The organism is Paraburkholderia sp. BR10923 (genome assembly GCF_040948765.1).
GTDB lineage: Bacteria > Pseudomonadota > Gammaproteobacteria > Burkholderiales > Burkholderiaceae > Paraburkholderia > Paraburkholderia youngii.
Window position 1 is genome coordinate 276,390 of the sequence record NZ_JBFPKO010000002.1, and the last position, 22,930, is coordinate 299,319.

The 22,930-nt window shown below is 63.2% G+C and carries 24 protein-coding genes; 16 read left to right on the top strand and 8 right to left on the bottom strand.

What is annotated here, in order from left to right:
- The first annotated feature begins 6 nt into the window (after window positions 1–6).
- The 7 genes from AB3X94_RS04705 (at window position 7) to AB3X94_RS04735 (ending at window position 5,606) form a co-directional block, all read left to right on the top strand.
- Window positions 7–570 (top strand): SiaB family protein kinase, encoded by a 564-nt coding sequence (locus AB3X94_RS04705; RefSeq protein WP_176107050.1) that lies wholly within the window; start codon window positions 7–9, stop codon window positions 568–570.
- A 19-nt stretch (window positions 571–589) separates the two neighbouring features.
- Window positions 590–985: a DUF1987 domain-containing protein gene (locus tag AB3X94_RS04710; protein ID WP_176107051.1), complete on the top strand. Its 396-nt coding sequence runs from the start codon at window positions 590–592 to the stop codon at window positions 983–985.
- 1 nt (window position 986) lies between these two features.
- Window positions 987–1,712: a GGDEF domain-containing protein gene (locus AB3X94_RS04715; RefSeq protein WP_176107052.1), complete on the top strand. Its 726-nt coding sequence runs from the start codon at window positions 987–989 to the stop codon at window positions 1,710–1,712.
- 136 nt (window positions 1,713–1,848) lie between these two features.
- Window positions 1,849–3,843, top strand: coding sequence for a putative bifunctional diguanylate cyclase/phosphodiesterase (locus tag AB3X94_RS04720; protein ID WP_368610891.1), 1,995 nt, complete (start codon window positions 1,849–1,851; stop codon window positions 3,841–3,843).
- A gap of 148 nt (window positions 3,844–3,991) precedes the next feature.
- Window positions 3,992–4,378 carry a hypothetical protein gene (locus AB3X94_RS04725; protein WP_368610892.1) on the top strand — a complete coding sequence of 129 codons (387 nt, stop codon included), beginning with the start codon at window positions 3,992–3,994 and terminating at the stop codon, window positions 4,376–4,378.
- A gap of 241 nt (window positions 4,379–4,619) precedes the next feature.
- Window positions 4,620–4,937, top strand: a complete 318-nt coding sequence (locus tag AB3X94_RS04730) for a hypothetical protein (RefSeq protein ID WP_368610893.1) — start codon at window positions 4,620–4,622, stop codon at window positions 4,935–4,937.
- A gap of 129 nt (window positions 4,938–5,066) precedes the next feature.
- Window positions 5,067–5,606 carry a DUF962 domain-containing protein gene (locus AB3X94_RS04735; RefSeq protein ID WP_368610894.1) on the top strand — a complete coding sequence of 180 codons (540 nt, stop codon included), beginning with the start codon at window positions 5,067–5,069 and terminating at the stop codon, window positions 5,604–5,606.
- Between the two features lie 20 nt (window positions 5,607–5,626).
- Here the strand turns inward: AB3X94_RS04735 and rarD are convergent, their stop codons facing one another.
- Window positions 5,627–6,517, bottom strand: coding sequence for an EamA family transporter RarD (gene rarD, locus AB3X94_RS04740; RefSeq protein ID WP_368610895.1), 891 nt, complete (start codon window positions 6,515–6,517; stop codon window positions 5,627–5,629).
- A 557-nt stretch (window positions 6,518–7,074) separates the two neighbouring features.
- Between rarD and egtD the strand changes: the two genes are divergently transcribed.
- The gene (gene egtD / locus AB3X94_RS04745) at window positions 7,075–8,058 is read left to right on the top strand and encodes an L-histidine N(alpha)-methyltransferase (RefSeq protein WP_368610896.1); all 984 of its coding nucleotides are present in this window, start codon (window positions 7,075–7,077) and stop codon (window positions 8,056–8,058) included.
- A gap of 103 nt (window positions 8,059–8,161) precedes the next feature.
- On the opposite strand, the gene AB3X94_RS04750 is transcribed toward egtD, so the two are convergent.
- On the bottom strand, window positions 8,162–8,455 hold the full coding sequence (locus AB3X94_RS04750) for an acylphosphatase (protein ID WP_013092809.1): 294 nt from the start codon (window positions 8,453–8,455) through the stop codon (window positions 8,162–8,164).
- Window positions 8,456–8,592: 137 nt separating this feature from the next.
- Between AB3X94_RS04750 and hpnA the strand changes: the two genes are divergently transcribed.
- Complete coding sequence (gene hpnA / locus AB3X94_RS04755) at window positions 8,593–9,603, top strand: hopanoid-associated sugar epimerase (protein ID WP_368610897.1); 1,011 nt, start codon at window positions 8,593–8,595, stop codon at window positions 9,601–9,603.
- A 112-nt stretch (window positions 9,604–9,715) separates the two neighbouring features.
- Window positions 9,716–10,270, top strand: coding sequence for a hypothetical protein (locus tag AB3X94_RS04760; RefSeq protein ID WP_368610898.1), 555 nt, complete (start codon window positions 9,716–9,718; stop codon window positions 10,268–10,270).
- Window positions 10,271–10,365: 95 nt separating this feature from the next.
- Here the strand turns inward: AB3X94_RS04760 and AB3X94_RS04765 are convergent, their stop codons facing one another.
- Both AB3X94_RS04765 and hpnC read right to left on the bottom strand, forming a co-directional pair.
- On the bottom strand, window positions 10,366–11,538 hold the full coding sequence (locus tag AB3X94_RS04765; protein WP_368610899.1) for a glycosyltransferase: 1,173 nt from the start codon (window positions 11,536–11,538) through the stop codon (window positions 10,366–10,368).
- Complete coding sequence (gene hpnC, locus AB3X94_RS04770; RefSeq protein WP_368610900.1) at window positions 11,538–12,404, bottom strand: squalene synthase HpnC; 867 nt, start codon at window positions 12,402–12,404, stop codon at window positions 11,538–11,540. Before hpnC ends, AB3X94_RS04765 begins: the two co-directional genes overlap by 1 nt.
- 377 nt (window positions 12,405–12,781) lie before the next feature.
- Here hpnC and ispH point away from each other — a divergent pair, with 377 nt between their 5' ends.
- Window positions 12,782–13,726, top strand: coding sequence for a 4-hydroxy-3-methylbut-2-enyl diphosphate reductase (gene ispH, locus AB3X94_RS04775; protein WP_368610901.1), 945 nt, complete (start codon window positions 12,782–12,784; stop codon window positions 13,724–13,726).
- 10 nt (window positions 13,727–13,736) lie between these two features.
- Window positions 13,737–14,891 (top strand): adenosyl-hopene transferase HpnH, encoded by a 1,155-nt coding sequence (gene hpnH, locus AB3X94_RS04780; RefSeq protein WP_368610902.1) that lies wholly within the window; start codon window positions 13,737–13,739, stop codon window positions 14,889–14,891.
- A 115-nt stretch (window positions 14,892–15,006) separates the two neighbouring features.
- Here the strand turns inward: hpnH and AB3X94_RS04785 are convergent, their stop codons facing one another.
- Window positions 15,007–15,609 carry a phospholipid-binding protein MlaC gene (locus AB3X94_RS04785; protein ID WP_176107066.1) on the bottom strand — a complete coding sequence of 201 codons (603 nt, stop codon included), beginning with the start codon at window positions 15,607–15,609 and terminating at the stop codon, window positions 15,007–15,009.
- Window positions 15,610–15,820: 211 nt separating this feature from the next.
- On the opposite strand from AB3X94_RS04785, the gene AB3X94_RS04790 reads away from it, so the two are divergent.
- Together AB3X94_RS04790 and AB3X94_RS04795 are read left to right on the top strand one after the other, a co-directional pair.
- On the top strand, window positions 15,821–18,436 hold the full coding sequence (locus tag AB3X94_RS04790) for an MMPL family transporter (protein ID WP_176107067.1): 2,616 nt from the start codon (window positions 15,821–15,823) through the stop codon (window positions 18,434–18,436).
- A 2-nt stretch (window positions 18,437–18,438) separates the two neighbouring features.
- Window positions 18,439–19,458, top strand: coding sequence for a VacJ family lipoprotein (locus AB3X94_RS04795; RefSeq protein ID WP_368610903.1), 1,020 nt, complete (start codon window positions 18,439–18,441; stop codon window positions 19,456–19,458).
- Window positions 19,459–19,555: 97 nt separating this feature from the next.
- On the opposite strand, the gene AB3X94_RS04800 is transcribed toward AB3X94_RS04795, so the two are convergent.
- Both AB3X94_RS04800 and AB3X94_RS04805 read right to left on the bottom strand, forming a co-directional pair.
- On the bottom strand, window positions 19,556–20,041 hold the full coding sequence (locus tag AB3X94_RS04800) for an acyl-CoA thioesterase (RefSeq protein WP_176107069.1): 486 nt from the start codon (window positions 20,039–20,041) through the stop codon (window positions 19,556–19,558).
- Between the two features lie 236 nt (window positions 20,042–20,277).
- The gene (locus tag AB3X94_RS04805) at window positions 20,278–20,754 is read right to left on the bottom strand and encodes a DUF3828 domain-containing protein (protein ID WP_368610904.1); all 477 of its coding nucleotides are present in this window, start codon (window positions 20,752–20,754) and stop codon (window positions 20,278–20,280) included.
- A gap of 274 nt (window positions 20,755–21,028) precedes the next feature.
- Here AB3X94_RS04805 and AB3X94_RS04810 point away from each other — a divergent pair, with 274 nt between their 5' ends.
- Both AB3X94_RS04810 and AB3X94_RS04815 read left to right on the top strand, forming a co-directional pair.
- Window positions 21,029–21,460, top strand: a complete 432-nt coding sequence (locus AB3X94_RS04810) for an STM2901 family protein (RefSeq protein WP_368610905.1) — start codon at window positions 21,029–21,031, stop codon at window positions 21,458–21,460.
- Window positions 21,460–21,840: a DUF1493 family protein gene (locus AB3X94_RS04815; RefSeq protein WP_176110510.1), complete on the top strand. Its 381-nt coding sequence runs from the start codon at window positions 21,460–21,462 to the stop codon at window positions 21,838–21,840. Before AB3X94_RS04810 ends, AB3X94_RS04815 begins: the two co-directional genes overlap by 1 nt.
- A gap of 328 nt (window positions 21,841–22,168) precedes the next feature.
- Here the strand turns inward: AB3X94_RS04815 and AB3X94_RS04820 are convergent, their stop codons facing one another.
- A complete protein-coding gene (locus AB3X94_RS04820) occupies window positions 22,169–22,927 on the bottom strand; it encodes a phosphorylase (RefSeq protein WP_368610906.1) in 759 nt (252 codons plus the stop codon).
- Window positions 22,928–22,930: the final 3 nt, after the last annotated feature.

Genomic DNA, 22,930 nt, shown 5'->3' on the forward strand with positions numbered 1-22,930 from the left:
CCCAGAATGTCTCAACTACTAGAACAAGACAGCGCCTTTTTCGAACTCGCGCAGCGGCGCAATGTGCTCTTCTATCACAAGGGCTACTTCTCCCATAACATCGTCGCGTCGATGGGCGAAGTCGTGAAACTGCAACTCGAAGTCGCCGGCGTCAGCGGTCCGACCCGCCGCAAACTCTTCTCGTCTTTTATCGAGCTGGCACAGAACATCGTTCATTACTCGTCGAACGCGCTGGAGCCAGGCGGCGAAGGGACGGGCGCGATACGCGAGGGCGCGGTGTGCATCTCCAGGCACGGCGAGCATCACGTGATGTTGTGCGTCAATCCCATCGCGACCGCCGAGGTCGAGGGCCTGCGCAACAGGCTGGAGCCTCTGCGCAGCATGTCGCTCGAAGAAATCAAGCAGGCGTACAAGGTGACATTGCGCGCCGACGCGCCGAAGGACAGCAAGGGCGCCGGCCTTGGCTTCCTGACGATGGCGCGCGATGCGAGCGCGCCGCTTGAATTCGCTTTTCATCCGCGTGCCGACGAACCCGGCACCACGCTGTTTTGCCTCATGGCCATCATCTGAGCAGGAAGGCACAAGAACAATGGAAAACCTACACATCCCCGCGACGACGACGTCGCCCGAAGTCGACTTTCGCTTCGACCAACACGCGTTGTCGATCAAGGGTGAGTCCTACCCGGAAAATGCAGCCGCTTTTTACGCGCCGATCATCGAGCAGATGCGCAAGTACCTCGCAGCGAACACCGGGGCCGAAATCACCATCGACGTCGCGTTGACGTACTTCAACAGCTCGAGCACCAAGATGCTGTTCAGCATCTTCGACGCGCTCGATCAGGCGGCGGAATCGGGAAGCCGCGTGTCGATGAACTGGTATCGCGACGAGGAAGACGAGACCATTGCCGAATTCGGTGAAGAACTGAAGGCCGATTTCCGCGCGATCGAGTTCACCGATCGCCCCATCGCGCAGCAAGGAAAATAAGGTGCGTTCGACCTCTTCCCGTGACGTGTCCTCGGGCGGCGCACCCGATCTGTTCCAGAACGAGAGCACGGCGCTGGCAAAGGCCCGCGCGATGCATTCGATCATCGATGCGGATGCCGCGGAGTATCGCCAGTCGCTGGGCGAACTGATCGAGCACTTCCAGCGCCTGATGCGCGAAACACGGCGCCTGATCGGCCGCAGCGACCGGGCTGAACGCGAGATGCAGGTGCTGGCTCAGCAGTTGGCGTATCGCGCCTCGCACGACGCGTTGACGGGCGTACTGAACCGCAGCGCCGTGATCGAGCGGACCACCAAGGTCTTGCGCACCAGCAGCGCGGTGATGATCATCCTCGACATCGACGAATTCAAGCGGATCAACGACGACTACGGCCACCCCACTGGAGACGCGGTCATTTCGGGGGTCGTCGATTGTCTGCGCGGAATCGTGGGGGAACAAGGCTTCATCGGGCGAGTGGGCGGTGAGGAGTTCACGGTGCTGCTGCCCGGTCATGAACCGGCCAGTGGCGCCATTCTTGCCGAGCGCATGCGAGAAGCCATCAGTGACTCGCTGGTCGTTCCGCCGGTCGAGCGCCGCATCACGGCCAGCTTTGGCGTCAGCATCAACGCAGTCGGAACCTGTTTCGACACCGCATACGGTCTCGCCGATGCGGCTCTGTACCGCGCCAAGCGAAGCGGTCGCAACCGCGTGGAATTTGCCGATCGATAGGCGGATAAGCAGAGCCATAGCGCGCCATTCCCGGGTAGATCCCCAGCGCCCTAAGGCAAGTCATGCAGCCACCTGAACATTCACTATCCGGGCGGGCCGGTTTTCGCCCGCGCCGGGTTGACGGAAAGGAAGCGCCTTGGGACAGGAAGCAACGCGCAAAGCCGGTACTGTCATAGCCGTGCTTGCCATTCTCGCTGTCATTGCGACGAGTACCTTCCTCGCAATCCGCCAGAGCAGCGAGCAGGACAGTTCGCTTCGGACGATCCAGGCTTCCGGTCGGCTGCGCCACGACCTCGACCAGGTTCAGCATGTCATGCTCGACGAGCATGCGACGCTCTACACCTCGATAGCCACAGTGCCGCTATACAACCGCGCGGCCTATAGCTTTCCGATGCTGGAACTGCTCGCGTTGACGCGCGACGCGCGCGAGAGCTGCAGCGAGAATCAGGAATGCATATCGCGGCTGTCGGACCTGGACGACATGATCGGCAGACTCAGCGAGCAGAGCTTCGGTCTTGCGCGCATGATCGCGGAGCATCCCGGCAGCGTGGCAGTGGGCGACCCCCGACTCGAGGAAATCGACGCCTATTTCTATAGCGTCCTCGAACGGGTAGTCGACGTACGACTCGCGGCCGATGCCAAGGTCGCTTCAGTCGTCAGCAAATCCTCGCTGGACGGGAAGTGGTTTACGCGCATGCTGTTGGGCTGCGGCGTCGCTTCGGCCTTGTTGCTGCTTTCGCTGATTCACTGGAACGGCCGCATTGGAGCGCATCTTCGCCGCTCGCTCAAAAGACTCGAGCATCAAGCCAGATACGATGCCCTGACCGAGCTGCCGAACCGCGTGCTGCTCGGCGAACATCTCTCGGAGTCGCTGGTGCGCGCGCAAGCGACAGGCCAGAACGTTTCCGTCCTGTTCCTCGATCTCGACCGTTTCAAGGACGTCAACGATTCGCTCGGACACCGCATCGGCGATTTGCTGCTGCAAGCCGTGGCGCGAAGGCTTCAGCGCCTGCTGCGCGCGACGGATTTCGTCGCGCGCTACGGGGGCGATGAATTCGTCATCGTCGCGGAACGAGCCGACGCGACGCAACTCACCGAAATGCTGGACTCGCTGATTCATGAGATGAGCGAGCCGTATGGCATCGGCGAGCACGAGCTTTATCTCGAAGCAAGCATTGGCGTCAGTACGTTTCCACAAGACGGCGCGAAGCCGGAATTGCTCACGCGCAATGCCGATGCCGCGCTGTACGTGGCGAAATCGCGCGGGCGAAACGGCTATCAATTCTACGAGCCGGAGTTGAGCCGGGCGGCCGCCGAGAAGTTGCGGCTCACGACGCGACTGCGGCGCGCGGCGAAAGCCAATGAGTTGTATCTGGCGTATCAGCCGCAGATCGACATGAAAACCGGATGCATCGTCGGTGCCGAGGCGCTGTTGCGGTGGCACGACGACGAACTCGGTGAGGTGTCGCCGGCCGTCTTCATCCCGCTTGCCGAAGAAACCGGTCTGATTCAGAGCATCGGCACCTGGGTATTGCGGCAGGCGTGCCTGCAGGCGAGCGCGTGGGTGCACTCGGGGCTTCCCCCGGTGCGCATCTCGGTCAATGTTTCGCCACTTCAACTCGAACGGGCGGACCTCCCCGGCGTGGTGCGCTCGGCACTCGAGGACGCCAACTGGCCCGCCGAACTACTGGAACTCGAAGTCACCGAAGGCACGCTGATGCGCAACGCGGAAGAAGCGCAACGGGCTTTTCGCGAGCTGCGCGGACTCGGTGTTTCCATCGCTATCGACGACTTCGGCACCGGTTATTCGAGCCTCAGCTATCTGAAACGCTTTAGCGTCGATCGCATCAAGATCGATCGCGCCTTCGTTTGCGAAATCGGCAGAGACAAGGAGCTCGAAGCGCTGTCGCTTGCGATCATCGCGATTGCTGAAACGCTGAGCTTCGATGTGGTCGCGGAAGGGGTCGAGCTCGAGGTCCAGCGCGAGTTTCTGGTCCGCCACGGATGCACGGTGGCCCAGGGTTTCCTGTTTAGCCCGGCGGTCTCGCCGGAGGCTTTAGCGCAATTGCTCGGCAAGACCGCGGTCGCGTCTTCATTGAGCGTGGCGAGTTTCCGTGGATTCGCTTTGTGAGCCGCAAGATGTATCCGCGCTGACGCACTACTTACGTTTTGTCACCAGCGCAGCGTCAACTCCTGTATTCCGCCCTACGTTAAACCGGCAGCGCTGAAATAATTCAGCCGCGACAAACGAATCCACCGATTCAACCAGGAGTCACATCATGAAGACGCTTTTCGCCGCTGTTGCTTCCGCACTGCTCGTGTCGACCGCATTTGCTCAAACGTCCGCACCGTCCGCCGCACAACCTGCGCAACCCGCGCAAGCCACGCAACTGCCGACTGCCGGCCAGGCGAGTCTGAAAGCAAGCACCGCGGTACAAGCCGGTGCGACGGACGACAGCGCGGCCGCAGCGAAAGCGCCCGCCGAAGCCGCCACGCAAAAGCACGTGAAAAAGACTTCCGCCCATACGAAGAAGGCCCACAAGTCCACGGGCAAACATGCCGTCGAAACGAGCGCCGCGAAGACTAAAACGGAGAGTGCGAAAGAGGCCAGCACTGCCCCGGCGAAAGCCGACGGCGCACAAGCCGACACGACCAAAACGCAATAACACGTGATCGGTTTCGGCGCTGACCGGCCATCCAGGTGCTGTTCAAATAGAAGCTGATCGAAGCCGGGCCGTGCCGTTCAGGGAGGGCGAGTCTTATGACTCGCCTTTTTTTACGCCGTGTGCCATGCCGTGTCGTATCTTTTTGTCGACAGACCCGCGAATTTTTGCACCGTCTTTACCCGCGGGCGATTACGCTCGAATTGTTCCAATTCACCATCGCGTTACACGAACGCCGCATCACATGGCTCTCACGCAATCGCTCGACACGCTCTCTGCGCAACCTGCCAGCAAGCAGGTTCAACACAGCAACGTCATTCCGTTTCCGTCGGCGCGCTCGCTTCTACTCGTGACGCTGCCGCGCCCTCACCTGCGCGCACTGCTTCATTCGCCGCTCGGCGTCTATGTCATCAACACGGAAACCGTGCGCGGAGAAGTCCGCGTGCAACTCGACATCGCGCGCGAAGACCTCGACTTCACGTTGCACACGCTGCTCACCACGTTGCCCGCCGCGACGATCGGCGCATTGAAACGTCGCGCAGGTCACTCGGGCGCGCGTTAAACGCGCTCGACGAGCACCGTACAAACCATGGACAGCATCCGCGGGCGATCGTCGCTGATCGCCGGCTACCCGATGGTTTGAAAATCCGCTGCGCGCGATTATGCTGACGTTGACACAGGAGCGGCACTGATGAGAACACTGACGCAGCAACTCACGCAATACGCGGCCTACCACCGCGACCGGCGCAATATCGCCACGCACTTCATCGGCATTCCGATGATCGTGCTCGCGCTCGCGGTGTTGCTGAGCCGCCCTTCGTTCGATGCCGGGATGTTCCCGATCACGTTGTCGCCAGCGTGGCTGTTGTTCGTGGCGGCGACCATCTATTACCTCGCGCTCGACGTGCCGCTCGGCGTGCTGATGGCCTGCATCTCGGCGCTTTGTGTCGGGTTCGGCGAGTGGATCGCCGCGCAAACGACGCTCGTGTGGCTCGCGACCGGCATTGGCCTCTTCGTGATCGGCTGGGGGTTCCAGTTCGTCGGTCACGTCGCGTACGAACATCGCAAGCCGGCCTTCGTCGACGACGTGATCGGCCTGTTGATCGGCCCGCTATTCGTGCTCGCCGAAGCGCTGTTCGGTGTCGGCTGGCGTCCCGAACTGCGCGACGCGATCGAGGCGCAGGTAGGCCCGACGCGCATCAATCCACAGCGGACCGAAGCGCATCGCTGAGCGGGCGTCGCCGTTCAGCTCTACGCAAACCGCACGAAGCGCACGCTGTGCAGCGCGGTCAGCGCAACGGCGATCCAGATCGGCACATAGGTCGCGAGTTGTGCGACGCTCAGCGTTTCGCGCAGCAGCGTGATCGATATGAACACGAGCAGCACCGGCTCGACGTAGCCGAGGATGCCGAACAACGCGACCGGCAGCAGGCGGCTCGCCTTCAGATACGAAGCGAGCGCGAGCGTGCTCAACGCGCCGAGGCCCGGCAACAGCAGAAACCACATTTCCGCGCGTCCGGCGATCGCTTGCAGCGAACCGCCGACGAGAATGAACACGATCGCCACCGGCAGCAGCAAGGCCATTTCGACGGTGAACATCGCGAGCGAATCGTGATTGATCTGACGGCGCAGCATGAAATAAGGCGGATAGCCGAGCGCAACGACGAGCGTCGGCCACGAAAACGCGCCGGTCACCCACAGCTCGTGCGCGACGCCAACCGCAGCGCAGGCGACCGCGAGCCACTGCAACGCGTCGAGCCGCTCGTGATAGTGGAAGCGCCCGACCAGCACCATCACGAGCGGCAGCAGGAAATAACCGAGCGACACTTCGAGCATGCGCCCATGCAGCGGCGCCCACAGAAACAGCCAGAGCTGCACGCCGAGCAAGCCCGCGGTCACGCTCATCGCGATGCCGAGCTTCGGCTGCTTCATCATTCGGACAACCAGCGCGCGCAGAATCGGCAGACGCTTGCGCAGCGCGACGAGCAGCAGCGCGCCGGGCACGGTCCACACGATGCGCCACGCGAAGATGTCGAGGCCCGAAAGCGGTTTCAGCAGCGTCGCGTAAGCGGACAGCAATGCGAACATCGCCGACGCACCGACCGACAATGCGATCCCGCGCCTGAAGTCGTTGTGGGTCATTACGCGGTCCGGAATCGGTGTGACGCTTGGGCTTGTGGCGCGCGACCCAGGCTCGCGACGTTCGTTGTCGTCATGAATATGATGTCTCGTGAGCAGGCAGGCATGCGGGCAAAGCGGCCGACGCTGCATTGTTGTTCTGAAGCGGCTCTGCAAAAAAGCCGGAAAACGGGCATTCTAGACGGGTTAGTCGCCGATGGGCCTGCGCTTTTTCGTCAATCGGCTGCAATTGGTCGTGCGCATTGCGCGTCAATGCACTAGAACATAACTTCATGCGCGCGGCCGACGAACCCATTTACGTTCGTCAGCGCCGTGCGCGAATCTTGCTACCAAGTTTTGCACGCTGTGGCCGCATCACCCACGACAACGACGGCCACAGCGGGACGAAACCAGCAGCACCCACGAGCCGGGTCGGCGAATGCAACTCCGAGCGTAGTCTTGGAGGCCGCCATGAACCGACGTCCGCGCATCTCGCCCACGGCACGCGTCAACCGCGTTTCACCGCGCATGCCACCACCCGGCAGCAATCCCGCTCATCGAATGTGACTACTGGAGCCAGCATGACCCAGCCAGCCCTATCGCTCAGCAACTCGCCTTCCGAACTGCGCCGCGCCTTCGCCGCCGCCGTACACGCCGGCCTCACCCACACGCCGCAAAAAGAGCTGCCGTCGAAGTATCTGTACGACGAAGTCGGCTCCGCACTTTTTGAAGTGATTACCGTATTGCCCGAATACGGCGTCACGCGCGCCGAAGAACGGCTGCTCACGAAGCACGCGGCCGACATCGTCGAGCATTTGCCGCATGACGTGACGGTCGCCGAACTCGGCAGCGGCAGCGGCCGCAAAACGCGGCGCATTCTCGAGGCGCTGTGTAAAAAGCGCCCCACTTCTTACTGCCCGATTGAAATTTCGCGCAGTGCCTTGCAGTTGTGCCGGCGCGAACTCGGCGACATCGAGCGGATTTCGATCGTCGGCTATGAGCGTGACTATCTGGCTGGTCTCGCCGAGGTGAGCCGGCAGCGCGCGCCCGGCGACCGCTTGCTGGTGCTGTTTCTCGGCAGCACGATCGGCAACTTCGGCCGGCTCGCGGCCACGCGTTTTCTGCGCGACATCCGCAACATGCTCGCGCCCGGCGACGCGCTGCTGCTCGGCACCGATCTGATCAAACCGACCCCCGTGCTGGTCGCCGCGTACGACGACGCGGTCGGCGTGACCGCGTCGTTCAATCTGAACCTGCTCGCGCGCATCAACCGCGAACTCGACGGCGACTTTCCGCTCGATGAGTTCGAGCACGTCGCGCGCTTCAATCCGGACGCGCGCAGCATCGAGATGCATCTGCGCGCGAAGCGCGATATCACCGCTCACGTGCGCGCCGCAAAGCTGACGGTGTCGCTGAAGGAAGGCGAGACGATCTGGACCGAAAGCAGCCACAAGTATCGCGCGGACGAATTGCCCGCGATCGCCGATGACGCCGGCTTCGTGTGCAGCCATCAATGGATCGAGGATGAGTGGGGATTCGCTGAGAGTTTGCTGGTGGCGCGCTAAGCGCTGAGCACGCGGTGAACCGCGGCCGATCAAGGCATCAACGAAAAAGCGGCGCGCCCTCCTCTGGACGGCGCGCCGCTTTTTTAACCCGCTTAGCTCGAACTCAATGCTGCTCGAAGCGCTCGTACCGCTTGTCGGTTGCGCGCTCCTCGCCGCTCACCTCGGTCACGCGCGCCGCCGGCGGTCCGTGACGCAGCCACGAGAGCATCCGGTCGATCTGATTGGCCGGTCCCTGCAACATCGCTTCGACCGAACCGTCGTCGAGATTCGCGACCCATCCCTTGATGCCAAGGGCGTGCGCCTGGCGCACCGTCGCCAGCCGAAAGCCAACGCCCTGCACGGTGCCGCGCACCCGCGCGTAATACGTTTCGATCCGCTCATCCAGATCCGGGGCCATGCCGCTACCTCCTTTTAATGCCTGACAGTCTTTCAAGCCGGCATTCTAGTCGTGTCGCGGCGAGCGTGCTCGACAACACCCATCCCCGCGCGCGACACGTACAATCCGTCGACCGTCACGCAGGAAATGGAAACACAATGACCGAACAGAATCGCGATTTCGTGCTCGTGACCGGCGCGTCCGGCTTCGTCGGCTCGTCGGTGGCGCGCATTGCGCAGAGCAAAGGCTTTCGTGTGCGCGTGCTGGTGCGCGCGACGAGTCCGCGCAAGAACGTCGAATCGCTCGATGCGGAAATCGTCGTCGGCGACATGCGCGACGAAGCATCGATGCGCAACGCGCTGCGCGGCGTGCGCTATCTGCTGCACGTGGCCGCCGATTATCGGCTGTGGGCGCCGGACCCCGGCGAGATCGAGCGCGCGAACCTCGAAGGCACCGAGGCGACGATGCGCGCGGCGTTGAAGGAAGGCGTGGAACGCATCGTGTACACGAGCAGCGTTGCGACGCTGAAGGTGACGAGCTCCGGCCAGTCCGCCGACGAAACCTCGCCGCTTCGCGCCGACCAGGCGATCGGCGTCTACAAGCGCAGCAAGGTGCTCGCCGAGCGCGCGGTCGAGCGCATGATCGCCGAGAACGGCCTGCCCGCGGTAATCGTCAATCCGTCGACGCCGATCGGCCCGCGCGACGTGAAGCCGACGCCGACCGGCCGCATCATCCTGGAGGCGGCGCTCGGCAAGATTCCCGCATTCGTCGATACGGGGCTGAACCTCGTGCACGTCGACGATGTCGCCGCCGGCCATTTCTTCGCGCTCGAACGCGGCAAGATCGGCGAGCGCTATATTCTCGGCGGCGAAAATCTGCCGCTGCAGCAGATGCTCGCCGACATCGCGGCGTTGACGGGCCGCAAGGCACCCACACTGAGCCTGCCGCGCTGGCCTTTGTATCCGCTCGCGATGGGCGCGGAAGCGGTCGCCAAGTTCACGAAGCGCGAACCGTTCGTCACCGTCGACGGATTGAAGATGTCGAAGAACAAGATGTATTTCACGTCGGCGAAGGCGGAACGCGAGCTGGGGTATCGCGCGCGGCCTTATCGCGAGGGTCTCGGCGATGCGCTCGAATGGTTCCGGCAGGCGGGGTATCTGAAGCGGTAAGCGACACCGGTAAGCGACAGCGGTAAGCAATTTGTTACAAGTCCCGCGCCGGCGACGGGTCCAAGCCCGCGTGCAGCGGGTAAAATCGCGGGTCCTACCTGAGAAACCTCGCATGAATCTTCACGAACAGCTCGGCGCGCTGGAAATGGGCGTCGATCAGCTCATTCAGGCTGTCGTGGCCACGCAGGCCGAGAACACTCCCGAGACAAACGCTGACGCGGCGGCCTCGCCCGCAGCGGCGGAGCATGCCGCGCACGACACAGCGGCGCAAGCGGCAGCGGAACAGCCCGCGAGCCCCGCAGCAAACGCCGCAGCGATCGATAAGCCGGCCGCCCCGCAATTACAGCCGACGCTCGAAATCAACCGCCCGGCGCGTGACGAAATCACGATGACGATCGGCAACCAGACCGTCGCGCTGCGCCCCGAGCAGATCAGCCGGCTGATCGAGGAACTGTCGAACGCGCGCGCGTCGATGACGCCGGAGCAGCCGCAGGGCATCCCGCCGGGCTGGCAATTCGTGTCGACGAAGAATCCGATGATGGCCGTGCAGAAGCAGTCGAGCGGCGACCGTTTGCTCGTGATGCGCCACACCGGCCACGGCTGGGTGCCGTTCACATTCTCGCCGGACGTCGTGATCCAGATGTACATGATGCTGACGAACGCGTGACGAGAAGCGCGTGACGTAAAAAAAAAAGCGGCCAGGAGCCGCTTTTTTTACGTCTGCATTCTGGCGGGAGCATCATTGGCCTGCGCCAAACGAATTCACCGCTCCTGCGTCGGCGCCTGCACGCGCGCCTTCCACTGTCCACCCTTGCCACGCCAGTAACGCACCGCCGACGCGAACGTTGCGCCGACATAGAACAGCGCCACGAGCGGCAGAAACGGCGCCCACAGCGGCGAGCGCCGGTAGTAGACCAGCATCGGCGCATACGCGCAGCACATCGCCGCCCACGCGATCCAGGCCGGCCAGCCGAGCGGCCCGAGAATCAACGCCGCGAGCGGCGGCAACAGATAGATGATCGCCATTCCCACCAGCGTGCCCGCGAGCAGCAGCGGCGAATAGCGCAACTGCGTGAACGCGGTACGGGCGATCATGTTCCAGATGTCGCGCCAGCTATCGTACGGACGCAGCGACACGCTCTTCGCCGCCACGTCGAGGCGGATCGGATGACGCCCGGTGCCGCGATGCTTGATGCGCGCGGCGAGACTGCAATCGTCGATCAGTTCGCCACGGATCGACTCGATGCCGCCCGCCTCCTCGAGCGCCGCGCGGCGCACCAGCATGCAGCCGCCCGCCGCGGCCGCCGTACGGTTGCGCGGATTGTTGACCCACGCGAACGGATACAGCTTCGCGAAGAAGAACACGAAGGCCGGAATCAGCGCTTTTTCCCAGAACGAATCGCAGCGCAGCCTGACCATCAGCGAGACGAGGTCGCGCTTTTCGGCATTCGCGCGCGCGACGAGCTGCGTCAACGCCTCGGCGGGGTGGCCGATGTCGGCATCGGTCAGCAACAGGAACTCGGCCGGCAGATCGAGCGTGCGCGCCGCCTCGATGCCCTGTGACTGCGCCCACACCTTGCCGGACCAGCCCGGCGGCAACGGCTTAGCGCTCAGCACGGTGAGGCGCTCCGGACATTGCAGCTGCAGCGCGGCGGCACGCGCGGCGTCGGCGGTGCCGTCGGTGCTGTGATCGTCGACGACGATCACGTGGAACGCGCCCGGATAGTCCTGCTTGAGCAGCGACGTCACCGCCTCGGCGATCACATCGACTTCATTGCGCGCCGGTACGACGGCCGCGACGGCCGGCCATGCTTCGCGCGCCGCGATGGTCAGCGGCGCGGCGGCGCGCGCGCGCCAGAAGCCGCCGCGCGCGAACAGCAGCACGCACCAGATCAGCAGGGAAACACACGAAAGAATGAACAGGACCGCCGCCATTAAGCATTACCCTCGATTGAGCGCGCCGCCATGCCGACGCGCCTGGATAGTTGCATTGTCAGGGTGCGTGCCGCCACCACGCACCAGTCGAACAGATTGAGCACCGGGCGCTTGCGGAACACATCGTAGTCCGCGCGCTCGATGCGCTCGAGATACCGCAGTCCGGCATGCACCGCGCCGCTCAGCTCGATGCCGAGCCGCCCCGGCATGCGCAGCGCGAGCGGCGCGCCGCTGATCAGCGTGGCACGCACGAACGCGATTTCGTGGGCCATCAGCGCGCGCCACGCGTCATCGACGACCCCCTCGGCAATCTGCGCCTCGGTCACGCCGAAGCGCCGCAGATCGGCTTGCGGCAGATACACGTGCTGTCGTTGCCAGTCGGCGGCGACGTCGAGCCAGAAGCTGATCAGCTGCGACCCCGTGCAGATCGCGTCGGCGTCGGCGAGATTGTCCGGCGTCGCCGCGCCGACCAGATGCAGCAGCAGATGCCCGACCGGATGCGCCGAACGACGGCAATAGTCGACGAGCGCGGCGCGATCCGCATAGCGATTCGTATCGATGTCCTGCGCGCAGCCGTCGAGCAGATCGTAGAACGGTTCGAGCGGCAGCTCGTATTGCGCGATCACGCCAGCGAGCTCGCCGAACAGCAGCGCATGCACGGGCGCGGCGCGCCGTTGCGCGATCGCGTCGAGCCCGGCGCGGAAATCGGCCAGACGGGCGTGCCGCTCGGCGGCGTTCCACTGACCTTCGGCGGAGATATCGGCCGCGGTGCGCACGACCTGATAGATAATACCGACAGGCGCGCGTAGCGCCTTCGGCAGCAACACGCTCGCGATCGGAAAGTTTTCGTGTTGATCGACGTCCATCCAGCGAGCCTCGAAACCATTCTGTAATACAGCGCGATGTCCGCGCAGCAAGGATCGGTAGTTTAAGGGTTCCGCGGTGACGGTGCAGTGTGCGGTCATGGCCGGGCGCATAACGGGGCGATCTGGCGCTGGCTCCTTACATCGTTGTAACGCTCCGTAGCCCCGCTCCTCCGCAAGGCCCAGCGGATGCGGCAAGCGCCCAACACGCGGGCCGCACCAGAAAGCAAAGCGGCCCCGATAGCGTTAGAATGCGCGTTTGGTTTTGCTGTACCGGCCGGTCGCCGGGGCTCAAGACGTCAACTAATCATGATGAGCGCGGCGATAAAGTCAGCTTCACGACTTCTTCGAAACCCGCGTTAGTCGGAGTTCGCCAACTTATGCGAGTCATCCTTGCCCAGCCGCGCGGCTTTTGTGCGGGCGTTGTCCGCGCAATCGAAATCGTCGATCGTGCGTTACAGCAACACGGCGCTCCCGTGTATGTCCGCCATGAGATTGTCCATAACCGTCATGTGGTCGACAATCTGCGCCAGAAGGGCGCGCGTTTCGTCGAGGAACTCGATGAAGTGCCGCAAGGTGCCGTCGCAATATTCAGCGCGCATGGGGTTGCGCAAACCGTCGAACGTGATGCCGAAGCGCGCGGCCTCGACGTGCTCGACGCCACCTGCCCGCTCGTGACCAAGGTGCATGTGCAGGGTCGCCAGTACGTGGCCGCCGGCCGCACGCTGATCCTGATCGGCCACGCCGGCCATCCCGAAGTGGAAGGCACGATCGGCCAGATCCCCGGCACGGTGCTGCTGGTGCAGAGCGAGGCAGAAGTCGCGAAACTCGAGTTGCCGGTCGATACGCCGCTCGCCTACGTGACGCAAACCACGCTGTCGGTCGACGACACGCGCGGCATCATCGACGCGCTGCTGCGCCGCTTTACCGACATCGTCGGTCCCGACACGCGCGACATCTGTTATGCAACGCAGAACCGCCAGGCGGCGGTGCGCGAACTGAGCAAGGAGGTCGATGTGCTGCTGGTGGTCGGCGCAACCAACAGCTCGAACTCGAACCGGCTGCGCGAAATCGGCAGTGAGAGCGGCGTGGCGAGCTACCTCGTCGCCGACGGCTCCGAAGTGAAGCCGGAATGGTTCGCCAACGTGCACACGGTCGGCATCACGGCCGGCGCGTCGGCACCCGAAGAAATGGTCGAAAACGTAATCGATGCGCTGCGCGCATTGGGACCCGTCGATGTCACGACGATGGCGGGCCGTGAAGAAAAAGTCGAATTCAAGTTGCCATCGAAGCTGATGCAACCTCTCGCTGCACGCGAAGTTTAAGGAGGACGCCTTGTCTATTCCGCTGCTACAGAAAGTCCGCGTCGGCGCATATATCATGCGCCAGCATCTCTCCGGCAACAAACGCTATCCGCTCGCCCTGATGCTGGAGCCGCTGTTTCGCTGCAATCTCGCCTGCAATGGCTGCGGCAAGATCGACTATCCGGATCCGATCCTGAACCAGCGTCTGTCGCTCGAAGAATGCCTTCAGGCAGTCGACGAATGCGGTGCGCCGGTCGTCTCCATCGCCGGCGGCGAGCCGCTGCTGCACAAGGAAATGCCGCAGATCGTCAAAGGCATCATGGCGCGCAAGAAGTTCGTGTATCTGTGCACGAACGCGCTGCTGATGGAAAAGAAGATGGACGACTACGAGCCGAATCCGTACTTCGTGTGGTCGGTCCACCTCGACGGCGACAAGGAAGCGCACGATCACTCGGTGTCGCAGGAAGGGGTGTACGAGAAGGCCGTCGCCGCGATCCGCGAAGCGAAACGCCGCGGCTTCCGCGTGAACATCAACTGCACGCTGTTCAACGACGCAGAGCCGGAGCGTGTGGCGAACTTCTTCGACACGCTGGGCCCGATGGGCGTCGACGGCATCACGGTGTCGCCGGGTTATGCGTATGAGCGCGCGCCCGATCAGCAGCACTTCCTGAATCGCGACAAGACCAAGCAGCTGTTCCGCGAGATCTTCAAGCGCGGCAACAACGGCAAGAACTGGTCGTTCAGCCAGTCGGCGATGTTCCTCGATTTCCTCGCGGGCAACCAGACCTACGAATGCACGCCGTGGGGCAACCCGGCGCGTACCGTGTTCGGCTGGCAAAAGCCGTGCTATCTGGTCGGCGAAGGCTACGTGAAGACCTTCAAGGAACTGATGGAAACCACGGACTGGGACAAGTACGGCACCGGCAACTACGAGAAGTGCGCCGACTGTATGGTCCACTGCGGCTTCGAAGCGACGGCCGTGATGGACACGGTCGCGCATCCGCTGAAGGCGCTGAAGGTCAGCATGCGCGGTCCGAAGACCACGGGCGCGTTCGCGCAGGACATCCCGCTGGATAAGCAGCGTCCCGCCGAGTACGTGTTCTCGCGTCACGTCGAGATCAAGCTCGAAGAAATCACGCGCGCCGGCAAGGGCAAGAAGGTGGAGACCGCGACGGCCACGCACTGACGCGTTGCACAGGAGGCGCCCGGGCGCCTCCTATCGAGCATGAAAAAAGCGCAGTGGCCAATCAAGGCCACCGCGCTTTTCTTTTACCGGTTAACGCTTCTGCCGACCGACCCGCTTATGCGCCGCGCGCATTATGCTCGGTCAGGAATTTGATCAGCCCGTCGATGCCGCCTTTGGCGATCTGATCGGCGAACTGCGTCTGATACACCTGGATCAGCCACGCGCCCATCATGTTGATGTCGTAGATCTTCCAGCCCGACGGCCCCTTGGTGAGCCGGTAGTCGATTGCATCGTCGCCGCCGGTGCTGATCACGTGTGATTGCACGACGATGTCGGTCGCGCCGGCGGGCGCGCTGACCGGCGCAAACTGGAACTTCACTTCCTGGTCGCGCAATTGCGATAGCGACGCGGCGTAGGTACGCGTCAGCAGCAGCGTAAACTGCTCGTACAGTTGCTTCTGCTGTTCCGGCGTCGCGGTCGCCCACGGCTTGCCGACCGCGATACGCGTGGTGCGCTGGAAGTCGGTGGCGGGCAGGAAGTGCGTCTGGACGACCTGGGTGATCTTCGCCATGTCGCCGCCGCGCGCCTGCGGGTCAGCCTTCATTGCAGTCACCGTGCCCTGGACTGCACTTTTTACCACCGCGTCGGGTGCGCTCTGCGCAAACGCCGCCGTGGATACCACGGCCGCAGCCACAAAAGCAGTCAGATGTCGTTTCATACGCTTGTCATGACTCGAAAGAAGTAGCGCCGGCGGGCCGCAGCCCCCGCGGCTAAAGAGGGTAGACCAGTATAGCGGGGATTACGTTCCCATCCTGGCGAAGCTGTCAGGAGTCGTACTTGCTAGCGAAGTCGGGCTTGCTTGCCCGGGCTCTGTATACTTATGCACCTTCGTCAAAAACAACATCCGTGATAAGGCCACGTCCGCCTACATGCTGAAGCCATACATCGTCCGTCTCGTCGCGTACTCGGTGCGTCATCCGCTCAGGATCATCGCGCTGTCGATCGTGCTCGCTGTCCTGAGCGGCATATACGTCGCGCATAACTTCAGGATCAACACGGACATCAGCCGTCTCGTCGAGACCAACAAGCAATGGGCGGCAGCCCAGAATGCGATCGACGCAGCCTTCCCCGACCGCGGCAACACCATGCTGGTGGTGGTCGAGGCGCGCGCGCCCGAATTCGCCGACGCCGCCGCCAACGCGCTGACCGCCGCGCTCAGAGCCGATCCTAAAGAGTTCACGTCGGTCTCGCAGCCTTCCGGGGGCCCGTTCTTCGAACACAACGGCCTGCTGTTTCCGTCCACCGACGAGGTGATGTCCACCACCTCGCAACTCGTGCAGTCGCGCCCGCTCGTCAATCAGCTTGCGCATGATCCGAGCCTGACCGGTCTCGCCGGCACGCTGACCACGAGCTTGCTGCTGCCGCTGCAACTCGGCCAGGTCAAACTCTCCGACATGAGCCGGCTGCTTGCGCAAAGCGCGAACACGCTCGATCGCGTGCTGGCCGGCCAGCCCGCCGCGTTCTCATGGCGCGCGCTCGTCGATAAGAGCGCCGCCACCGATCCGGCGCGTTCGTTCGTGGTCGTGCAGCCGGTCGTCAACTACGATGCGCTGGAGCCGGGCGCAAGCGCATCGAGAGCAATTCGCGCGACCGCGGTGTCGCTGCATCTACAGGAGCGCTACGGCGCGACGATCCGCCTGACCGGCGAACAGCCGCTCGCCGACGAGGAGTTCGCGTCGGTGCAGGACGGCGCCGTGCTGAACGGCATCGGCACTTTCATCGTCGTGCTGATCATTCTGTGGCTCGCGCTGCGCTCGGGCCGCATGATCGCGGCCGTGTTCATCACGCTGTTCGTCGGCCTCGCGATCACGGCCGCGCTCGGCCTGTTGATGGTCGGTGCGCTGAACATGATTTCGGTCGCGTTCATGGTGCTGTTCGTCGGGCTCGGCGTCGATTTCGGCGTGCAGTTCGGCGTCAAGTATCGCGAGGAGCGCAACCGCGACGACCGGCTATCGGCCGCGCTGATGCACACCGCGCACAGCATCGGCGTGCCGCTCACGCTCGCGGCCGTGGCAGTCGCGCTGAGCTTCTTCTCGTTCCTGCCGACCGCGTATCGCGGCGTGTCGGAGCTTGGGCAGATTGCGGGCGTCGGCATGTTCGTCGCGTACTTCACCAACATGACGCTGCTGCCGGCGCTGCTGAAGCTTTTCAATCCGCCGGGTGAAGTCGCCTCGCCGGGTTTCAAGCAGCTAGAACCCGTCGACGACTTCCTCGATCGCAATCGCAAGCCCGTGCTGATCGGCACGCTGCTTGTCGTGATCGGCGCGACGCCGCTGCTCGCGCACCTGCGTTTCGACTTCAATCCGCTGCATCTGAAGGACCCGCATACGGAGTCGATGGCGACGTTGCTGTCTTTGAAGGATTCGCCCGAAGCCGCTGTCAACAACGTGCAGGCGCTGGCGCCGTCGCTTGCCGACGCCGATGCGATGGCCGAGCGACTGCGCAAGCTGCCGGAAGTGGGCCGCGTCAACACGCTGAGCACCTTCGTGCCGGCCGAGCAGCAGCAGAAGATGATGCTGATTGCGAGCGCAGCGCAGCAGCTGCTGCCGGCGCTGCAACAGCAGCCCGCGCCGCAGGCCACCGACGCGGTGCGCGTTGCCGCCTTGAAACGCGCGGCGAATCAGTTGTCGCTTGCCGCCGAGGACCACCCGGGAGCGGGCGCGGCGGAGGCGCAGCATCTATCGGCGACCTTGCAAAAGCTCGCGGCCGCCGACGCCGCCACGCGCGAGCGCGCCGAGGTCGCGATGTCCGACACGCTGCGCATTGCGTTGAAGCAGCTGGAGAACCTTCTGCAGCCGACCGAAATCACTCAGGAGACGCTGCCTCCCGGCATCACCGCGATGTGGATCGGCAAGGGCGGCCACGCGCTCGTCGATATCGCGCCGAAGGTGCTGCCCGGCGTCGATCCGAACGACGACCAGATGCTCGCGCGCTTCGCGCGCGCGGTGAAGCAGGCCGAGCCGGGCGCGATCGGCGGACCGATCTCGATCATCCATTCGGCCAACACGATCATCAAGGCGTTCTTGCAGGCGGCCGTCTATGCGCTGCTGTCGATCGCGGTGCTGCTGTGGATCGCGCTGCGCCGGATCGGCGACGTGCTGCGCACGCTGGTGCCGCTGCTGGTCTCCGCGTTGGTCACGCTCGAGTTGTGCGTGGTGTTCGGCATGCCGCTGAACTTCGCGAACATCATCGCGCTGCCGCTGATGCTCGGCGTCGGTGTCGCGTTCAAGATTTACTTCGTGATGGCGTGGCGCCACGGCCAGACCGGCCTGTTGCAGTCGAGCCTCACGCATGCGGTGCTGTTCAGCGCCGCCACAACGGCCACCGCGTTTGGTAGCCTGTGGCTGTCGCACCATCCGGGCACGTCCAGCATGGGGAGGCTGCTCGCGCTTTCGTTGTTCTGCACGCTGATCGGCGCGGTGGTTTTCCAGCCGGTGCTGATGGGCAAGCCGCGTCAACGTCGCGGGAAGCAAAAAGGAATATAAGCATGAAGCTGCGTAACGCCGCGCTGGCGCTCACCGCCGCGGGTCTCATTTCGGGCTGCGCGACCGCCCCGGACCGCAAGCCGGGCGATCCGTTCGAGCCAGTGAACCGGGCGATCTTCACTTTCAACGACGGAGTCGATCGCTATATCGCCGTGCCGGTCGCGAAGGGCTATCAGAAGGTGACGCCGCAGCCGCTGCGCACCGCCGTCAGCAATTTCTTCTCGAACCTCGGCGATCTCACCAACGCAGCGAACGCGCTGCTGCAACTGAAGATCACCGACGCGACCGAAGACATCATGCGGTTCGCGTTCAACTCGGTGTTTGGTATCGGCGGCCTGCTCGACTGGGCGACGCCGGCCGGCCTGCCCAAGCATCATCAGGACTTCGGTCTGACGCTCGGGCATTGGGGCATTCCGTCAGGTCCGTATCTGGTGCTGCCGCTGTTCGGGCCAAGCACGGTGCGCGACAGCATGGGGCTCGTCGTCGATGTGAAGTTCAATCCGCTGAACTATGTCGAACCGGCGACCCGCAATCCGCTGTACGTGCTGCAGTTCGTCAGCACGCGGTCGGATCTGCTCGGCGCGACCAGCCTTCTGGAGCAGGCTGCGCTCGACAAATACTCGTTCGTGCGTGATGCCTATGTGCAGCAGCGCCTTGCGCGTCTGCGCGGCACGAGCAATAACCCCGCGCCGCTGCCGGAGTACGACGATCACGGCGATACCGGCCCCGCTGCCGCCCCCGCGGCAGGCGCGCCGGCGGGCGGCGTGCCGAATTACTCCGATCCGGGCGATGTGGGCGAAACGCCGAATGGGGCTTCGGGAGCGGGTGGCGCGGCCAAGGGCGCGCCCGGCGCGCTGCCGAATTACAACGATCCGGGTGAGTCCGCACCGGCGCCCAATGGGGCTTCTGGCGGCGCGACCAAAGCGCCTGGCGGGGATCTGCCGAACTACGCCGCTCCGGGGGACAGTGGCGCGGGTGCAATGCCGCCTGCGCCTGCTGTGCGGGCGTCGTCCCCGCAATAGCGCTCTAAAGCACAACGGGGCGCCCTCGTTGGGCGCCCCGCGGGGAAGTGCAGCCAACCGTCGCCCGACAAAACCCGCGGGCTTTACTACAGCCCGCTCAGTGCAGGCTCTCGACCTCGCTGCGCGCCGCGCCCCGATCTTCCTCGACCGCAGCGACTGGTGCCGGTTGCGGCACCGGCTTGGAGTTCGCGCGATAGTGAGCGAACTGCTCGTCCGCATAACGGATACGCGTGCGGCCGTGCGGCGCCGGGTCGCCGTTTTCATCGAGATTGACGAACACCATCTTCTCGACCGTCAGAATGCTCTTGCGCGTGATCTTGTTGCGCACTTCGCAGCGCAGCGTGATCGACGTGCGGCCGAAATGCGTCGCGGTCATGCCCAGTTCGATGATGTCGCCCTGGCGCGCCGAGCTGACGAAGTTGATCTCTGACATGAACTTGGTCACGACCCGCTGGTTGTCCAGCTGAGAGATCGCGTAGATCGCGGCTTCTTCGTCGATCCAGCGCAGCAGGCTGCCGCCGAACAACGTCCCGTTGGGATTCAGGTCTTCGGGCTTTACCCATTTTCTTGTGTGGAAATTCATTTGGTACTCCGTGTTCGAGGCTCCCCGGGCGGCGCGTCATGCGCCTGAACCTAGGGTTAACACCTAGCATTGTACCGAAGGTAGGGGTTTTCCCCTAGTATTTCAAAGATTGCATAATTAATCGTGCTGATAGTCGGCGGTTCTCTTAAAGGACTGGCGCTGGTTGCGACGGTCAGAAAAAGCCCGCTCGAGAGCGAGCGGGCAGATCAGATCAGGTAAGGTCAGGAAGGTGCTCCCTAATCCATCGGGTCATACTGGTGGAATCCTTGGTAGCCGGTGGTGTCCTCTACCTTGGTTATCCGCCAGTGTCCGTTTTCCTTTGCGACGAACACGACGAGATCCTGCTTTTCCTCTAAGCCGAACGTCACCGGGATTACCGCCGTCTCGCCGAGCGCGATCGCCGGGTGCAAAGTCATCGTTTTGAGCCATATTTGTGGATCGAGGTCTTGCACCCGCGTGAAGTAGTCCGCGCCGCCAGGCAAGCGTTTGTGACGATAGTCATCCCGCAGATTATCGGCCGTTTGTTTTGCCACATAGTTGTAAATGCGGCTATCCGTCAATTGATAAACGCTGCCCCGCTGCTGCAAATACCAGCTGTAAAACGCCTTCACAGCGGCTTCTGGTGTACCCGGAGTCGCTGCGGTGGCGACACCCGGCTCAAATGTCAAGGCAACCGCCAGTGACGCAAAAACACGCAAAATAAATTTAATCATTGTCAGCCGTGCCGGAATATTTTGTATGCAGGTTTGATGGATCGTAGGTCTGCCCCGGATATGCGGTGTATTTTTCGAAAGTCAGATATTAATGTCTGACCGTCAAACATCGCCTGATATTTATCGCGACGCGCTGATCATGTCGATTAGTCAAATTTAATTTGACCATAATTTACAATTAGACCCACCATTTCTATGATCAAAGAGGCTATCCCAAAATAAAAACGAGCATTCATCGGCTAGAATTTTCTCGTTTTATAAACGGGAGAACGCAGTGAGCGATAACCGGTATTCATTCGGCATACACAAAAATATTCGGGCCGTAGATTTGTTCACGTACGTAGCGCCGGACGAAACGGCTAAACAATTCGGGATAAGCGACCTGACAGCCGCCGCAGTGGTACTTTTAGGACAGGCGGATATACCGGTGTCGGGCAAGCTAGCGGGCGCGACTGTGGGAACGTCTGTTGCATCCCTCGCCGCTCGCAAGGTTCTCCCGTTCAGGGTCGCTGTGCGCTTGCCGATGATTACATCGGTCGGGCTGAAAGGAGTTCGGATTGCTTTCACACGGAATCTTGGTGCATTCGTCGGCCGTATGGTCCCAGTAATTGGGGAGTTTTTTCTCGCTGCGGACGCGATACAGATTATGCGTCGCACCGTGACGACCTATAACCGGCTGGTGCTACCCGAGGACAGGCTGCTGTGATTGACACGGATATCTGGGAACGCCTTGAGGCTTTCACTCGCGAAGAACTAGGAAGGCCAATCTTTGGTGGCCCACTGAAGTTGACCCCATCTACCAGGCTTGAACGGGACCTGGGGGTAACCGGACTTGATGGTGTCGACTTTATCGACAGGTGGGCTCTCACGTTCAACGTGCGGGCGGACGGCTTTCCATACAGGCGCTACTTCGGCCCGGAAGGGCAAAAGCTCCTTTCAACATTGATCGGTCTTTTCTCAACGCGGCATCGCAAACCGGACCTCGTGCCGCTGACCCTAGGCATGCTGGCAGAAGCCGTGCGACTCGGAACATGGGACACCCAAGCCATTGAATCTGCGATCGCCATCCGAAGCGCTGACAAATAGGCCGGCGCGCCGACACTACGCCTCCCTGGGGCTCCACCGAACTGAACTGTTATGAATTGGATCGTCGATAAGCGGCGCTTCTGCTCGCCGCCATTGCCTGTGCGGCGCTCGCATGGGCGCTGATTCACTACAGCGGCCAGTGGTTTGTGGTGCTGCTGTTCATACTGGCAATTGCGGGGCTTCTCGCGGACAACCAGCGGCTGCGCAACCGCCTAAGAGACTTAGGCGAAGACCCGAGTCGCCGCTCCAGGGGCGGCTCACGCACACGCTAGCGACTTGCTGCCTGCCCCGGACGCGATCGGGATAACTAACCACCCTCCCCCGTCGCTCAACCGGCGACGCCCGTGAACCGCAGCGCGCCGCCCTTCCCCAACGCCTTCCGCGTCTGGACCAGCGTAGTCCGCGCGGCGCGCGCATCGCCGGCGAGTCGCAGCAGCGCACCCAGTTGCGATGGCTGCCGCAGCAATTCGCGCAAAATCGGCCCGAGCGCGGTGGTGCCGTCGTCGCGCAAACCCGCCGTCGCGGCCGGCGGCAGCGTGCGCCAGGCCGGATCGACGACCGCTCGACACACGGCGAACGGCAGACCGCGAGCGGCAGCGGTCGCCCCCGCGATGTGCGATTCCATGTCCACCGCTAGCGCGCCGGTCGATTCGTACAGCGCGCGTTTGTCTTCGGCGGTGATCAGCGGCGCGGCGACCGCCGCCGTCGCGCCACGGCGCACACGTCCCGCGAGCCCTTCGGCGGTCCTGACGTCAGTTACCGCGGCGGCAATCCGCTCCGACCACTGCCGATCCGTGTCGATGCGTCCAAACGGTCCATGCACCGCATCCGCGACGATCAGCGTCCCCGGTTCCAGATCCGGCGCGAGTCCGCCCGCCGTGCCGAAACTGACAATCCCCGCCGCGCCGCGAGCGACCGCCGCGCTTAGCGCGCGCTCGAGCAGATCGGCCCGTGCCGCGTACACGACCTCGACGCGCTCGCTGCCGTCGCCGCGTGCGATGCGCGCCTCGAACGCCATGCCCGTCACGACGATCACCGGCAAACGGCTATCGCCCGTTCCGACGGACGGCGTCATCGACACGGACATCCG